Here is a 14,531-nt window from a genome sequence, read left to right as displayed (position 1 = left end):
GCATGCCCGGCAAGGTCCAGGCGGCCACCGTCGCAGCCGCCCGGACCGTCGGCCGGTCGGTCCGCCGGTACCCCGTCACCACCGTCGTCGTGCTGCTCGTGCTCGTGACCTCGGTGGTCGGTGTGGTCCTCCGGGTCTCCCACGGCATCACGCCGTCACACTTCGGGCCGCTCCGGGTCTTCGCCGCGTCGACCGGCCTGCTCGCACTCGTCGCCACGATCGTCGGCGTCGTCGTGCTGCTCGGCGCGTCCGAGCGCCTGATGGGGCCGTGGCGCACGGTCACCGCCTTCGTCGTCACGACGGTCGTCGGCACCGGCCTCGGCGCGCTCACCGCGTTCCTCGACCCGGACGGCCGTCCGATCGGTTCGCTCCTGCTCGGCCGGGCGACGAGCTTCGACCCGTGGACCGCGATGGTCGGGACGATCGTCACCGCGAGCGCCTTCGCCGGGCCGCTCTGGCGTCGCCGCATCCGGGTCAACGCCTTCGCGGTCGTCGCCGCGCTCCTGCTCTACGCCGGGCACGTCTCGGACCTGTACGCCGCGTTCGCCGCCCTCGTCGGCTGGGGCCTCGGGACGATGCTCCGGAGCGGTCCGGCCCGCATCGGCTGGGTGCGCAGCTCGCACCGCGAGACCCGTGTGCTCCTCGGGACCGTCGTGCTCGTGTCCGCGGTCGGCCCGGTCATCGCGCTCGTGTCGCGCGCCCGCGTCGGACTCCTCGCGCCGCTCGCCGCGGTCGTCGGGGCCGGCCCGGTGACCCCGGTCCGCGGCTGCCACGCCGACGGCGCGGTGGACACGTGCCTGCGCGGGCTCCTCGACTACCGGGCGACCGACCCCTGGACCCTCCTGCTCGCCGTCGCACCGCTGCTCGTCCTGGTCGTGGGCGGTCTCGGGCTGTTCCGGGGGAGCCGCTTCGCGGTCTGGCTCGTCGTCGCCGTCGACCTGGTCACCGCGATCGCCGCAGCGGTCACCTACAGTGCCGTCCCCGGTCGGGTCCAGCAGCTGCACGCATCGGAGAACCTGGTCGTGGTGGACCTGTCGATCGCCGCGTCCATCGTCGTGCCGCTCGCGACCGCGCTCGTGCTCGTCGTCCTGCGCCGGTCGTTCACGGTGCTGCCGTCCCGCCGTCGCATCGCCACCTTCGCGGTCGTCGTGCTCGCGGCCGCCGCGGTCATCGTCGTGGTCGTGCTCGTCACCGCGGCCTCGTCGCCCCAGCGGGTCCCCGACCCCTTCCGCCTGGTGATCGCCGTGCTCGGCCCGCTGTCCCCGGTGACGTTCTGGGACCGGCTGCCCGCGATGGACCCCGCGCTCCGGTTCGTGCTCGGCGTCTCCGGCCCCCTGCTGTGGACCGTCATCGCGCTCGCCGCGATCCGGCCGACCGGCGCCGCGCCGCACGCGCTCGACACCGACGAGGTCGGTATGGACCGCGCCCGCGCCCGCGCACTCCTGGAGGCCGCGGGCGGCGACACCTTCGGGTGGATGACGACGTGGCAGGGCAACGCCTACTGGTTCGCCGCCGACGGCCGCGCCGGGGTCGCGTTCCGGCGCAACGGCCGGGTCGCGGTGACGGTCGGCGGGCCGTTCGGGTGGCCGGACGCCCGCGACCGGGCGATGACCGAGTTCGCCCGGTACTGCGACGACAACGGATGGACGGCGGTGTTCTACGGCATCGAGGCCACCGCGGCCGAGCACCTCACGGGGCAGGGCTGGGCGACGCTCCCCGTCGCCGAGGACGCCGACTTCGACCCCCGCACGTGGACGACCACCGGCAAGAAGAAGCAGGACGTCCGCACCTCGGTGAACAAGGCGAAGCGCGAGGGCATCACCGCGCTGTGGTCGTCGTGGCAGGACCTGCCCGTGGCCACCACCCGGCAGATCGAGGCGATCTCCGAGGAGTGGGTCTCCGAGCGGGAGCTGCCGGAGATGGGCTTCACGCTCGGCGGGATCGACGAGATGCGCGACCCGGCCGTCCGCACCCTCGTCGCGCTCGACGCCGCGGGCACGGTCCTCGCGGTGACGAGCTGGCTGCCCACGTTCCGCGAGGGACGCGTCGTCGGCTGGACCCTCGACGTGATGCGCCGCACCGCCGCGGCCCCGAACGGCGTGATGGAGTTCCTGGTCGCCAGCGCCGCGGACCGGATGCGCGAGGACGGCGTCGAGCGGCTCAGCCTGTCCGCGGCGCCGCTCGCGTCGTCGGGGGACGCACCGCCGTCGAGCGACGGCGTGCAGAACCTGCTCGACCTGGTCGGCGGGGTGCTCGAGCCGGTCTACGGGTTCCGGTCGCTCCTGCGGTTCAAGGCGAAGTTCGGTCCGGACCTGCACCCGCTCGTGCTCGCATACCCGGACCCGGTCGCGCTGCCGTCGATCGGCATCGCGGTCGTGCGGGCGTACCTGCCCGACCTGTCGCTCCGGCAGGCGGTCGCCCTGGTGCGCGGTCGCGGCTGACGGGCGGTCCGCGACGACGGACGGGAGGATCGTGGCGGGCCCCGCCACGATCCTCCCGTCCGTCCCGCCCCCACACGACGGGACGGTCCCGCCCTGCCGAGGCGCCGCCGAGCTGTCGAGGCGCCGCCGAGCTGTCGAGACGCCGCCGTGTGCGCGAGACGCCGCCTTGTGCGCGAGACGCCGCCGGATCCGGGGGCGTCTCGGTGACTCCGAGCCGTCTCGCGCCCGCGTTCTCCGGCCCACCCAGTCCCGCCACGTCACACCGCGCAACCGGCCGGACGTCGTGCCGGTGGGGTGGGGTATGGTTCGGGGTACGCAAGCGCTCCGGGGTCGGTGCAATTCCGAACCGGTGGTGACAGTCCACGAGCTGACGTCGGGTACGCCCGACCGAGGCTGACCCGGTGGGACTCCGGGACCGACGGTGAGAGTCCGGATGGGAGGAAGCGCTGGCGGGCAGGGCGATCCGTCGTCCCCTCCCGCCGATGCCGACGTCCGTCGAGCACACCCGGAGTCCCGTTGAGAGGACACCAGTGTTCACCGGCATCATCGAGGAACTCGGCACCGTCACCGCCGTCGAGCAGCACGGCGACTCCGTCGCGCTCACCGTCCGCGGACCGGTCGTGGTCGCGGACGCCCGGCACGGCGACTCCATCGCCACGAGCGGCGTCTGCCTGACCGTGGTCGAGCGGACCGACGACACCTTCACGGCCTTCGTCATGGCGCAGACCCTCGACATGAGCGCGCACGGCTCGCTCGCCGTGGGGGACCGCCTGAACCTCGAGCGCGCGGCCTCGGTCGGCGACCGGCTCGGCGGCCACATCGTGCAGGGGCACGTCGACGGCACCGCGACCGTCCTGTCGACGAACGACGGCGACGGGTGGCGGCGCGTGCGGTTCTCGCTCGCACCGGACCTCAGCCCGCTCGTCGTCGACAAGGGCTCGGTCGCGATCGACGGCGTCTCGCTCACCGTCAGCGCCGTCTCCGACGAGACCACCGACCCGGCGTCCGCCTGGTTCGAGGTCAGCCTGATCCCCGAGACGCTCACCGCGACGACCCTCGGGGAACGCGTCCCCGGCGACCGCGTGAACATCGAGACCGACGTCCTCGCCCGCCACGTCCGGCGCATGCTCCGGCTCGACGCGGCGGTCGCCGCGGAACCCGCCCTGGAGGCACGGTGAGTGCCCTCGACGCCGCGCACGTCGTGCCCCTGCCCGTGGCCGACTCCGGCGCGCCCGTGGCGGGCTCCGGCCCGACCGCGGCTGGTTCGGGCCCGTCCGCGACCCGGGGTCTCTCCTCGGTCGAGGACGCCGTCGCGGCCATCGCGGCGGGTCGGCCCGTGATCGTGGCGGACGACGAGCACCGCGAGAACGAGGGCGACGTCGTCCTCGCCGCGGAGCTCGCGACGCCGGAGTGGATCGCCTGGACCGTGGCGCACTCGTCCGGGTTCATCTGCGCCCCGGTCAGCGCGGACATCGCGGACGCGCTCGACCTGCCGCCGATGGTCGCGCACAACGAGGACGTCCGGGGCACCGCCTACACGGTCACCGTCGACGCCGCGGTCGGGGTCACGACCGGCATCAGCGCGCACGACCGCGCCAGGACGCTCCGGGTGCTCGCGGACCCGACGTCCGTGCGCGACGACCTGCACCGTCCGGGGCACGTCGTCCCGCTGCGCGCGCGACCAGGTGGGGTCCGGGAGCGCGCCGGGCACACCGAGGCCTCGATCGAGCTCGTCACCGCGGCAGGGCTCCGGCCCGCCGCGGCGATCTGCGAGATCGTCGGCGACGACGGCGAGATGATGCGGTTGCCGCAGCTCGTCGAACTCGGGGCACGCGAGGGCGTGCCCGTCATCACCATCGCCGCACTCGTCGACTGGCTCGACGCGGCCGACCGGGCAGCGACGGACGTCGCGTCCACCGAAGGGACCACACGATGAGCGGAGCAGGAGCCGCGGAGCGCGACCACGTCGACGGGACGGGCGTCCGGGTGGCGATCGTCGCCGGGCAGTGGCACGAGACGATCGCGGGCGGGTTGCTCGCCGGCGCACAGCGCGAGGTGCAGCGGCTCGGCGCGACGGCGCAGGTCGTTCCCGTGCCGGGGAGCTTCGAACTGCCGGTCGTCGCGAAGGCGGCGCTCGAGTCCGGCTTCGACGCGGTCGTCGCCCTCGGGGTGATCATCCGCGGCGGGACCCCGCACTTCGAGTTCGTCTCGGACGCGGCGACGAGCGGCCTGACCCGGGTGGCGATCGACACCGGCAAGCCTGTCGGCTTCGGCGTGCTGACGCTCGAGGACGAACAGCAGGGCCTCGACCGCGCCGGCCTGCCCGGGTCGAAGGAGGACAAGGGAGCCGAGGCCGCGCACGCCGCGATCGCCACGGCCGTGTCCCTCCGGAGCCTGCGCCAGATGGCCGGCTGACCTCCGACCCCCACGACGAGCACTCCGCACACCTCGTGCGGGGTGCTCGTCGTCGTCGTGCCCGGGAGCGGTCCGAGGTGTAGTTTTTGAACATGTTCGAAAATGACGCCGCGCCGGTGACGAAGCGCGACCGCACGCGGGCCCGCATCCGCGAGGTGGCGATCCGGTCCCTCCGCGAACGCGGGTACGACGGCACGACCATGCGGGGGATCGCGGACGAGGCCGGGTTGTCGGTCGGCAACGCCTACTACCACTTCCCGACGAAGGACCACCTGGTCCAGGAGCTCTACGTCGAGGTGCAGCACGAGCACGTCGCCCGAGCCACCCCGGAGCTCGAGGGCGTCGAGGAGCTCGCCGACCGCGTGGGGGTCGTCGTGCGGACGGGCCTGGCGAACCTCCGGTCCTGGCACGGGATCGCGCCGCAGTTCCTGACGACCGCGATCGCGCCCGGGTCCCCGAACAACCCGATGTCGCCGGAGTCCGCGCCGGCGCGCGACGTCGTGCTCGGGCTCTTCCGTCAGGCCGTCGACGGTTCCCGTACGAAGCTCCCCGCGCCGCTCGGCGAGGACCTGCCGCGGGCGCTGTGGACCGCCTACCTGCTCGTCACGCTGTTCTGGGTGTACGACACCTCGCCCGACCAGCGTCGGACGGACCGGCTCGTCGACACGGCCCTCGGGGTGCTCCGCTTCGCCCTGCCGATGCTCCGCGTCCGGCCCTTCCGCCGCACGGTCACCGAGATCGTCGGCATCGTCGCCGGGCGGGACGCGTGACCGCCGGACCGGGGCGCGGTTGGACCGTCGCCGAGTCCGTCGAGCTCGAGGCCCGCGCGTACGGCTGGCTGGTCCTCGTGACGCTGCCGGCCGTCACCCTCGCTGCGATGCAGGTCCTCGTCCTCGGCCCCGGGAACGGAGGCCTCGACTGGTCGGTCCTGTGGTGGGCGGTCGCCGTCCCGCTCACCTCGGCGCTGCCGGCGCTCGGGGCGGCGATCGTCGTCCTGCCGGTCACGTACGGCGTCGGTCGGTGCCTGCGGCGGGTGGACTCGGACGCGGCGCACGTCGGATGGACGGCCGTGACGGCCGGGCTCAGCGCCGCGGTGATGATCGAGGTGATCACGGGGGCGACCTCGTACACGGCCCCGTTCCGTGCCGACGCGCTCCTGTTCGGGCTGGTCTACGCGGTGCCGTTCGGGATCGCCGCCGCGGTGGCGGGTGCCCTCGCCCGGATCGGGCAGCTGCGCCGCACCGCCGCCGTGGTCCCGGCGCCGGAGCCGGTGTCGGTGCCCGCGCCGCTGGGGTAGGCACGTCGAACCAGGGAACCGACGTCGAACCAGCTGTGGGGGGTGGTTCGACGTCGGCTCCGTGGTTCGATGCCGCACGGACGCGGGCCGGGCCCGTGGTGCGCGCGGCGCGGACGCGGGGCGCGGAGCGCGACGGCCGCGCGGACGCAGGACGGCCCCGCACCGATCGGTGCGGGGCCGTCCTGACGAGCGCCGGAGCGCTGCGACCAAGCGCTGCGGTCAGCGCTTGCCGAAGACGTGGATCGGCAGGTAGAACGACAGGCACATGAGGAGCACGCCGCCCATGAAGACGAACGCCTGACCGGACTGCACCTGGAACGCGAACCCGAACAGGTACATCGACACCAGCAGCAGCAGGATCGAGAAGAAAGCGGCGATGACGCGGCCCACGGTGGTACCTCCGGTTCGAGCGGGTGGATCTCGACCAGTCTATCCCCAGGTCGGCCGGGGCCGGTGCACGCCCCGACGACGGGGCGCCGGTTCACGCAGCGGGGCGGGTGGCGATGAGGCGGTCGACGACGGCGAGCAACGTCTCCATGTCGACGGTGCCACGGTTCGGCCGGACCTCGGACCCGGTCACCGCGCCGAGGGAGGCCTGGTGGTACAGCCCGTCGCCGAGGAGCTTGACGGCCTGCGCGGTGGGCGCGTCGCCGAGCTCGTCGACGAGGGTCTCGAGCCATGCGTTCTCGGTGTCGTCGAGGGTCCGGCCGGCTTCCTCGTACCCGGCCTGCTGCAGCCGGCTGGCCGCCAGGAGGGCGAGGTCGAGCTCACTGCCGACGAACAGGCAGTTCCGCACGAAGTACCGCGCGGCGCCGTCCTCGGCCTCGCGCATCCGCTCGACGTCGATCGCCCCGAGGTCGGACAGGCGCTCGCACAGCCCCTCGACCAGGGCGGCCTTCGAGCCGAAGTGGTACAGCAGTCCGCCCTTCGAGACGCCCGCCCGCGCGGCGACGGCGTCGAGGGTCGCCGGACGCTCGCCTTCCTCGCACACGATGGCGACGAAGCTGTCCAGGACGCGGTCTCGGGCGCTTGCCATGCGCACGAGTCTAGGCAACCGCCCGCACGCCGACGAACGACCGGTTCCGTGAACGTTCACGAACTCCTTGTCCGCGCGCTCGGCGGTGGGTAGCGTCGCAGCGACCGCACGGCCCACCGCACGAACAGGAACCGCATGTCAGCGCAGACCGCGACCCCCTCGACCACGCCGTCCACGGGCGCCGACCGGCCCGGATGGGCGGTGCTCGGCCCCGGCAGCATCGCCCGCCGCTTCCTGTCGCAGCTGCCGGCGAGCACCGGCACGCTCGTGGCCGCCGGGAGCTCGTCGCCGGAGCGCGCGCAGGCCTTCGCCGACGAAGCCGCCGAGCACGGATTCGCCGACGTCGCCGCGGTGGACCACGCCGGGGTGCTCGCGGACGACCGGGTCGACGCCGTCTACGTCTCGACGGTGCACACCGGCCACGCCGACCTCGTGCTCCGTGCCCTCGCCGCCGGCAAGGCCGTGCTCTGCGAGAAGCCGCTCGCCCCGAACCACGGCACCGCGATGGCGCTCGTCGACGCCGCACGCCAGGCGGGTCTGCCCCTCGTCGAGGCCTACATGTACCGATTCCACCCGCAGACCGCGGCGCTCCTCGACCTCGTCCGCCAGGGTGCGATCGGCGACGTCCTGCACGTGGACGCGTCCTTCGCGTTCCGCACGGGCGAGCGCAGCGGTCGACTGTACGACCCGGCGACGGCGGGCGGCGGCATCCTCGACGTCGGCGGGTACCCGGTCACGATGACCGCCGCGATCGTGCAGGCGGCGACCGGTGTCGCCGTCGCCGAGCCGATCGACCTGACGGCCACCGGGACCCTCGGCCCCACCGGGGTCGACGAGTGGACGGTGGCGCAGCTGACCTACCGCGGCGGCATCACGGCGAGCGTCCGGACCGGCGTGCACCTGCAGGACGACAACGCGGTGACCGTCCACGGCAGCCGCGGCCGCATCGTCCTCACCGACCCGTGGACGCTGTCGGCCGACCCGACGATCACCGTCAGCACCGTCGACGAGGAGCCCCGCACCATCTCCTTCGCGGGCGAGCACCCCTACGCCCGCGAGGCTGACGCGACGACCGACGCGCTGCGCGCCGGAGCCGTCGAGGCGGCGCAGATGACCCTGGACGAGACGCTCGCGACCGCCCGCACGCTCGACCGCTGGCGCGCCGCGATCGGCCTGCGCTACCCGTTCGAGGCGGAGACGGCCGACATCCCCACGGTGAGCAGCGCCCCGTTGCGCGTCCGCGACGACGCCCCGATGCGGTACGGCGAGGTCCCCGGCGTCGGCAAGCGCATGTCCCGGCTGGTCATGGGTGTCGACAACCAGCCCGACCTCGCCCACGCGAGCGCGCTGTTCGACATGTTCGTCGAGCAGGGCGGCAACGTCTTCGACACCGGCTACGTCTACGGCGGCGGCGTCCTCGAGGGTCGACTCGGCAAGTGGATCGAGAACCGCGGCATCCGGGACGACGTGGTCGTCATCACCAAGGGCGCCCACACCCCGTACTGCGACCCGGAGTCGCTCACCCGGCAGCTGCTCGAGAGCCTCGAGCGGCAGGGCACGGACCACGCGGACATCTACATGATGCACCGCGACAACGAGGACGTACCCGTCGGGGAGTTCGTCGACGTGCTCGACGAGCACCGCCGCGCTGGTCGGATCCGGGTGTTCGGCGGCTCGAACTGGAGCACCGCCCGGTTCGACGAGGCGAACGAGTACGCCCGGGCGAACGGCAAGCACGGGTTCGAGGTCCTCAGCAACCACTTCGGTCTCGCCGAGGCGTACGACGTCCCGTGGGCCGGCTGCCGCCACGCGACCGACCCGGAGTCGAAGCGCTGGCTCGAGGAACGACAGGTCCCGCTCCTGCCGTGGTCGTCCCAGGCCCGCGGGTTCTTCACCGGCCGTGCCGCTCCCGGCGACACGAGCGACCCGGAGCTCGTGCGCTGCTACTACTCGGACGAGAACTTCGAGCGCCTCCGCCGCGCACGCGAGCTCGGCGCGCAGCACGGCGTGCCCGCGACCGCGATCGCCCTGGCGTACGTGCTGCACCAGCCGTTCCCGACCTTCCCGCTGTTCGGTCCGCGCACCATCGAGGAGGCCCGTTCGTCGATGACCGGACTGTCCGTCGAGCTGAGCCCCGAGCAGGTCGCCTGGCTGGACCTGCGCGCCTGACCGCGGCGCTCGACCGACAGCGCGACCCGAACGTGACCGACACCACGCCCCACGGCGTGACCGACACCGTCCACCCCGCGGACGCAGCAGCACCGGACGGAGCAGCAGGCGCCGACGCGTCCGCGGGGCGGTCGGCCACCCGCGCCACGATCCACGACGTCGCCGCGGCTGCCGGGGTCTCGCGCCAGACCGTGACCCGTGCGATGAACGGCATGTACGGCATCAGCGCGGCGACGCAGGAGCGCGTCCTGGCCGCTGCGTCGGCGCTGCACTACCGGCCGTCGCGCTTCGGCCGCGGGCTCGTCACCGGCGGTGACCGCCAGCTCGGCCTCGTGGTGAACGACCTCCGGAACCCGTACTCGCCCGAGCTCGCGGCCGCGGTGCTCGGCCTGGCTGCGGCCCGCGGGTGGAACGTCATGCTCGCCGACGTCGGGCTCGCGGGGGACTCCGACCGCGCGGTGCAGGCCCTCGGGGCGCAGACCGACGTGGTGATCGGGTACCTCGGCATCCGCGCGCCCGAGTGGATCGAGCGGCTCGGCACGGTCCCCGTGGTCGAGCTCGACCCCGCTGGCGAGGTCCTCCGCGGCGCCGTCCGCATCGACCCGGCGTCGGCCGTCGAGGACCTCGCCGACCACCTGACGGCCACGGGGGTCCGGCACCCGGTGATCGTCGACGCCTCGCACACCGGCCGTCCGAGCAGTCGCGGGCTCCTCGTGCTCGACGCACTCCGGCGCCGTGGGCACCGCCCGGAGATCGCGATCGCCGAGGCGTCGACGTCCGAGCACGGAGCCGCGATGGCCGCGCGGGCGCTCGAACGGTTCCCCGCTGTCGACGCGGTGGTCGCGTTCAACGACGTGATGGCGCTCGGCGTCCTCGCCGCGTGCCGTCGCGCCGGTGTCGACGTCCCCGGACGCGTCCGCGTCGTCGGCGTCGACGGGCTCGCGGTCGGCACGCTCGTCGCGCCCACCTGACCACCCTGGCGGTCGACCTCGGCGCCGTCGCACGCGAGGCCCTCGACCTCGCCCTCGGCATGATCGCGGGGGAGCTGCCCCGCTCCGGCGCGTCGGTGCAGCGCACCGTGCGCCACCGGTTGCTGGTGCGCGAGTCCGCCTGAGCGGCCCGCGTCCGCAGGGTTCGCAGGAAACGGACGGGAGGCCCGTGGCGGCGCCGCCACGGGCCTCCCGTCCGCTGTTCGGTTGCACTTGCAACCAACACCGTCCAGACGGTACACTTACGGAGTCCTGACGGGGCGCGTGCCGACACCGCGCCCCGTCTCGTCTGCTCCGCCGTCGACCTGGTCCGGCTCGAACCCCCAGGGAGTCACCGTGTCCGCACTGCTCACCAGCCCCGTCGCCACCGCCGTCACCGGCAGCCGCGCCCGACGGTTCGCCGCGCTCGCCGTGCTGATGCTGCCCGTCCTGCTCATCTCGGTGGACAACACCGTCCTGAGCTTCGCGCTGCCGACGATCGCCCGCGCCCTCGACCCCAGCGCGACCACGCAGCTCTGGATCGTCGACGCCTACCCGCTCGTCCTCGCCGGCCTGCTCGTCGTCATGGGCAGCATCGGCGACCGCATCGGACGCCGCCGGATCCTCGTCGTCGGCGCGACCGGGTTCGCGCTGTTCTCCGTCGCCGCCGCGTTCGCGACCGAGGCCTGGATGCTCGTCGCGGCCCGCATCGCGATGGGCGTCTTCGGCGCGATGCTCATGCCGGCCACGCTCTCGATCATCCGCAACGTGTTCACCGACGCGGGGGAGCGGCGGATGGCGCTCGCCGTCTGGTCGACGATGTTCGCCGCCGGCAACGCCCTCGGCCCGCTCGTCGGCGGTGTGCTCCTGGCGCACTTCCACTGGGGCAGCGTCTTCCTGGTCGCCGTCCCGATCCTCGTGCTCATGCTCGTCGGCGTGCCGTTCTTCGTGCCGGAGTCCCGCGACCCCGCGCCGGGGCCCGTCGACGTCCCGAGCATGCTGCTCTCGCTCGGGACGCTCGCGCCCGTTGCCTGGGCGATCAAGTCGATCGTGCACCCGGAGGAGCGCGGCTTCGCGATCGCCATGCTCGCCGTCGGCGTGCTCTGCGGCATCGCGTTCGTCCGCCGGCAGCTCCGGTCGCGCACGCCCATGCTCGACCTCCGGCTGTTCCGGAGCACGGCCTTCAGCGGCAGCGTGCTCATGAACATGGCGGCGATGTTCTCGCTCACCGGCTTCCTGTTCTTCATCGCGCAGCACCTGCAGCTCGTCGCCGGGCTCGACCCGTTCGCCTCCGGGATGGTGCTCATCCCCGGGTCGGTGCTCACGATCGTCGCCGGACTCGTCGTCGTGCCGATCGTCGCCCGGGTGGCCCCACGGTGGGTCGTCGCGGTCTCGCTGACGTTCTCGGCTGCCGCGTACGCGATGGTCTCGGTCCTCGGGCACCACGCGTCCGTGGTCGCCCTGGCGTTCGCGTTCGTGCTGCTCGGCATCGGGATCGGCGCGTCCGAGACGGTCACGAACGACCTCATCATCTCGACGGCGCCCGCGGACAAGGCCGGTGCGGCGTCGGCGGTGTCCGAGACGGCGTACGAGATCGGCGCGGTCCTCGGGACGGCCGTGCTCGGCACCATCCTCGCGACGGCCTACCGGGCGCACGTCGTGGTGCCCGGCGGCCTGAGCGGGTCGGCGCACACGGCGGCGCAGGAGACCCTCGGCGGCGCGGTGTCGGCGGCGCAGGACCTCGGCGGCACGGCCGGGCAGGCGCTGCTCGAGAGCGCCCGATCGGCGTTCGACTCCGGCGTGACGATCACGGCGGGCGTCGCCGCGGTGCTCATGCTCGTCGCGGCGGCCGCGTCGGTCGTCATGCTCAAGCGCGACTGACCCGGCGGCGCGCGACCGGCGCGGGCGGTCCTGCGTGGCCCCGTGCTTGCTCGCGCGCACTCGATGGAGCAGAAGACGTCGGGTCGGTGACCGCCGCCCGACGTCGACTGCTCCATCGACGACCCCGGGCAGGCTCCGGCGCACCCGGGTGTCGGCCTCCGGCGTCCCCTCCGGCGCGCCCGGGATCGGACGAACCTGGGAATCGTTGACCTGAACCACGGTTGAGGTCCTACGTTGGGACGTGGCCGCGCAGCCGCGGCCCACCCCACCCCGGAGGAACCCCACGACTGCCATGCCCGACGAAGCACCGGCCACGACCGCCGACGCGTACAAGGCCGCCTTCCGCGGACACCCCGCCGGTGTGGCGGTCATCACCGCCGAGGGACCCGACGGCCCCACCGGCCTCACCGCCTCGAGCGTCGCGAGCGTCGCCGTGGACCCGCCCGTCCTGGTGTTCTCGCTCTCGACGAAATCCGGCTCCGCCGGGGTCGTGCTCGGCGCCGACGTCTTCGTCGTGCACCTCGTCGACTCGCTGAGCGTCGGACTCGCCAAGCGCTTCGCCGCGACCGGCAGCCCGGCCGCCGACGACCCGATGTGGGGGACCCTGCCCACGGGCGAGCGGTACCTACCGACTGCGGCCACCGCCCTGCGCTGCCGGCCGCGCTCGACGACCGAGATCGGTTCGTCCACCGTGGTCGTCGCCGAGGTCCTCGACATCGTCGTCGGCCGCGAGCACGGCGAGCCGCTGGTCTACCACAACCGGGAGTTCCACTCCCTCTCCGAACGTTCCCGGCTCTCCTGAGTCGCGGAGCACCGTCCGACAACCACGAACGAAAGGACCTCCGATGGCTGAGTACACCCTGCCCGACCTGCCGTACGACTACGCCGCCCTCGAGCCGCACATCAGCGGCAAGATCATGCAGCTGCACCACGACAAGCACCACCAGGCCTACGTGACGGGCGCCAACACCGCGCTGCAGCAGCTCGGCGAGGCTCGTGAGTCGGGCAACTTCGGTGCGATCAACAAGCTCGAGAAGGACCTCGCGTTCCACCTCGGCGGCCACGTCAACCACTCGATCTTCTGGACCAACCTCGGGCCGGACACGAAGGTCCCCGAGGGTGAGCTCGCCGCGGCGATCGACGAGTTCTTCGGCTCCTTCGAGCAGTTCCAGGCGCAGTTCGCGGCGGTCGCGAACGGCATCCAGGGCTCCGGCTGGTCCGTCCTCGCGTGGGACCAGGTCGGCCAGAAGCTGGTCACGTTCCAGCTCTTCGACCAGCAGGCCAACGTCCCGCTCGGCGTCGTCCCGATCTTCATGCTCGACATGTGGGAGCACGCCTTCTACCTCGACTACCTCAACGTCAAGGCGGACTACGTCAAGGCCGTGTGGAACATCGTCGACTGGGAGAACGTGGCAGCGCGCTTCGCGAACGCGAAGGCGCAGTCGTTCGTCACCCTGTGACGCGACGTCGGTCACCCCGGTGACCGACCCACGGACGGGAGGCGCGGTGCCGGCTGGTACCGCGCCTCCCGTCCGTCGTCTGGTCACCGCGCGCAGTCTGGTCGCCGTGCGCAGTCTGGCGGTCGCGCGCGGTCTGCTGACAGGCGTCGGCCGATGGCCGCGGGTGGGCTGACGGGCACGCGTCTGCTGGCGGTTCGTCGATCCTGTGCGACCCGCCGGCGGGCGGACGGGCGCCGTCAGGCGGTGGCGAGGGAGCCGACGGACACCTCGAGCGCGATCGCCCGGAGCGCGCCGTCGACGTCCGTGCCGGCCGGGTCGACGAGGGCGCCCCACTGCACGCCACGTGCGGCACCGACGGCGGCGCGTGCCGTGCGCTCGGCGGTGTCCGGGCAGGCGCCGTGCGCGGAGCACCAGGCAGCGATCTCCGCGATCCGCCGCCGGAACGACCGCCGTTCGCGATCCCGCCCGTCGATGGACTCCACGCAGCCGAGCTCGAACGTCAGCCGCGCGGCGAGTGCGCGTTCGGGGGAGTCCAGTCCGCCGAACACCGTGACGAGGTGCCGGCCCAGTGCGTCGGTGTCGCCCTCGGGGTCGAGGACGAGATCGACCACGTCGGCCTCGAGGTGGTCGACCACCGCCTGGATCAGGGACTCCCGCGAGCCGAAGTGGTACACGATCGGGTACGCGCTCGTGCCGAGGACCCGGCCGAGGCTGCGGACGGAGACGTCCTCGAGCTTGGTGTCGAGCAGGTGCTGCGCGACCTTCTCGACGATCGCGGGCTTGAGCGTCGGGTCGGGCTTCCTGGGCATGGGATCTCCGGGGGTCGCGGTCGCGTGGTGGTCGGTCGACGCGCACGACGCAGCC

At 73.4% G+C, this 14,531-nt stretch carries 14 protein-coding genes and 1 riboswitch; of the genes, 11 read left to right on the top strand and 3 right to left on the bottom strand.

What is annotated here, in order from left to right; translation table 11 throughout:
* The first annotated feature begins 2 nt into the window (after positions 1-2).
* The 6 genes from FB462_RS13065 (at position 3) to FB462_RS13040 (ending at position 6,153) form a co-directional block, all read left to right on the top strand.
* Positions 3-2,441 carry a bifunctional lysylphosphatidylglycerol flippase/synthetase MprF gene (locus FB462_RS13065; RefSeq protein WP_141862315.1) on the top strand — a complete coding sequence of 813 codons (2,439 nt, stop codon included), beginning with the start codon at positions 3-5 and terminating at the stop codon, positions 2,439-2,441.
* Positions 2,442-2,758: 317 nt separating this feature from the next.
* Positions 2,759-2,890: riboswitch (FMN riboswitch) on the top strand.
* Positions 2,891-2,971: 81 nt separating this feature from the next.
* Positions 2,972-3,619 carry a riboflavin synthase gene (locus FB462_RS13060; protein ID WP_114849744.1) on the top strand — a complete coding sequence of 216 codons (648 nt, stop codon included), beginning with the start codon at positions 2,972-2,974 and terminating at the stop codon, positions 3,617-3,619.
* Complete coding sequence (gene ribB, locus FB462_RS13055; RefSeq protein ID WP_373286833.1) at positions 3,616-4,377, top strand: 3,4-dihydroxy-2-butanone-4-phosphate synthase; 762 nt, start codon at positions 3,616-3,618, stop codon at positions 4,375-4,377. Before FB462_RS13060 ends, ribB begins: the two co-directional genes overlap by 4 nt.
* Positions 4,374-4,856, top strand: coding sequence for a 6,7-dimethyl-8-ribityllumazine synthase (gene ribH / locus FB462_RS13050; RefSeq protein ID WP_114849743.1), 483 nt, complete (start codon positions 4,374-4,376; stop codon positions 4,854-4,856). The genes ribB and ribH overlap by 4 nt, the downstream gene beginning before the upstream one ends.
* Positions 4,857-4,948: 92 nt before the next feature.
* Positions 4,949-5,626 carry a TetR/AcrR family transcriptional regulator gene (locus FB462_RS13045; protein ID WP_141862313.1) on the top strand — a complete coding sequence of 226 codons (678 nt, stop codon included), beginning with the start codon at positions 4,949-4,951 and terminating at the stop codon, positions 5,624-5,626.
* Positions 5,623-6,153, top strand: coding sequence for a hypothetical protein (locus FB462_RS13040; protein ID WP_141862311.1), 531 nt, complete (start codon positions 5,623-5,625; stop codon positions 6,151-6,153). Before FB462_RS13045 ends, FB462_RS13040 begins: the two co-directional genes overlap by 4 nt.
* A gap of 219 nt (positions 6,154-6,372) precedes the next feature.
* Here FB462_RS13040 and FB462_RS17415 read toward each other — a convergent pair whose 3' ends face one another.
* Positions 6,373-6,543 (bottom strand): hypothetical protein, encoded by a 171-nt coding sequence (locus FB462_RS17415; RefSeq protein WP_167510109.1) that lies wholly within the window; start codon positions 6,541-6,543, stop codon positions 6,373-6,375.
* Between the two features lie 91 nt (positions 6,544-6,634).
* Complete coding sequence (locus FB462_RS13035) at positions 6,635-7,189, bottom strand: TetR/AcrR family transcriptional regulator (RefSeq protein WP_058742641.1); 555 nt, start codon at positions 7,187-7,189, stop codon at positions 6,635-6,637.
* Positions 7,190-7,324: 135 nt separating this feature from the next.
* Between FB462_RS13035 and FB462_RS13030 the strand changes: the two genes are divergently transcribed.
* From FB462_RS13030 to FB462_RS13010, 5 genes are all read left to right on the top strand, one after another.
* Positions 7,325-9,358: an aldo/keto reductase gene (locus FB462_RS13030; protein ID WP_141862309.1), complete on the top strand. Its 2,034-nt coding sequence runs from the start codon at positions 7,325-7,327 to the stop codon at positions 9,356-9,358.
* A 56-nt stretch (positions 9,359-9,414) separates the two neighbouring features.
* On the top strand, positions 9,415-10,329 hold the full coding sequence (locus FB462_RS13025; protein ID WP_229666649.1) for a LacI family DNA-binding transcriptional regulator: 915 nt from the start codon (positions 9,415-9,417) through the stop codon (positions 10,327-10,329).
* Positions 10,330-10,683: 354 nt separating this feature from the next.
* On the top strand, positions 10,684-12,207 hold the full coding sequence (locus FB462_RS13020) for an MFS transporter (protein WP_114849739.1): 1,524 nt from the start codon (positions 10,684-10,686) through the stop codon (positions 12,205-12,207).
* A 292-nt stretch (positions 12,208-12,499) separates the two neighbouring features.
* Positions 12,500-13,009 (top strand): flavin reductase family protein, encoded by a 510-nt coding sequence (locus FB462_RS13015; RefSeq protein ID WP_114849738.1) that lies wholly within the window; start codon positions 12,500-12,502, stop codon positions 13,007-13,009.
* 43 nt (positions 13,010-13,052) lie between these two features.
* Complete coding sequence (locus tag FB462_RS13010) at positions 13,053-13,667, top strand: superoxide dismutase (RefSeq protein WP_058742645.1); 615 nt, start codon at positions 13,053-13,055, stop codon at positions 13,665-13,667.
* 236 nt (positions 13,668-13,903) lie between these two features.
* On the opposite strand, the gene FB462_RS13005 is transcribed toward FB462_RS13010, so the two are convergent.
* A complete protein-coding gene (locus tag FB462_RS13005; RefSeq protein ID WP_141862307.1) occupies positions 13,904-14,476 on the bottom strand; it encodes a TetR/AcrR family transcriptional regulator in 573 nt (190 codons plus the stop codon).
* Positions 14,477-14,531: the final 55 nt, after the last annotated feature.

It is taken from the genome of Curtobacterium citreum (assembly GCF_006715175.1).
GTDB classification, from domain to species: Bacteria; Actinomycetota; Actinomycetes; order Actinomycetales; family Microbacteriaceae; genus Curtobacterium; species Curtobacterium citreum.
This window is presented reverse-complemented; position numbering and strand designations above follow the sequence as displayed.